Source organism: Herbiconiux daphne (genome assembly GCF_024979295.1).
GTDB lineage: Bacteria > Actinomycetota > Actinomycetes > Actinomycetales > Microbacteriaceae > Herbiconiux > Herbiconiux daphnes.
In genome coordinates this window covers 1-708 of sequence record NZ_JANLCJ010000382.1, presented here as the reverse complement: position 1 = coordinate 708, position 708 = coordinate 1, and the positions used below count along the sequence as shown (strand labels likewise).

The following is a 708-nucleotide window of genomic DNA, read 5'->3' as shown; positions in this document are numbered from 1 at the left end:
GTGCTCTGACTATTACCGAAATTAATGGTGTAATTGCTCAGTGGTCTGCTAACAGTGCTAACATCAGCTTTGGTCAGGCTACTCCTACTGATGCTAACGTTATTCAGATTGAAAGTGGTGCTACTGTTGGTGACAGTTATACAATCTTCTTCAACCCAACTACTCCTATTCAACAGGGACGTTATTGGGGACAGGCTACAATCACTGTTAATGTGGTAGCTGCTAATTCACCTAACATCACTACTCGTATGGCTAAGCTCAGCACTACACCAGTAGATGACAGCCCGTATGACGCTCCAAGAGCCTCTCTAAGCGACGCTAAGGTAGAAGCAGTACCAACGCCTAAGAAAGCCCGTAAAACCCGTCAGAAGAGCGCACAGAGCGTTTAAGGAGCATCTATGGCTGTAATCTCTAACTATGGTGAATTAAAGAATGCTGTAACCCAGTATTTAGACCGTACAGATGCTAAAGCAATCATTAATGTGCCTATGTTCATCTCCTTTGCTGAATCTGACCTTTACCAAATCCTAGACATCCCTCAAGATGAAGGTGCTGCTACTATTTCAGTGCCTACTGCTGGTGCTGGTATTGCTATTCCAGATGAATGTGAAACAATCAAAGCATTGATGGTTAATGGTGAAGTTGCTACCCGTGTTCAGATTGAAACTATGTCTAAACTCCCACAAGATGGTATTAAACCAACTGTAT

At 43.1% G+C, this 708-nt stretch carries 2 protein-coding genes; both read left to right on the top strand.

Features of this window, described 5'->3' with window-relative positions; genetic code table 11:
* Positions 1-389, top strand: a 389-nt coding sequence (locus tag N1032_RS25380) for a hypothetical protein (RefSeq protein ID WP_259543369.1), incomplete at its 5' end; no start/stop codon positions are given.
* 9 nt (positions 390-398) lie between these two features.
* On the top strand, positions 399-708 hold a 310-nt coding region (locus N1032_RS25375; RefSeq protein WP_259543368.1), incomplete at its 3' end, for a phage adaptor protein.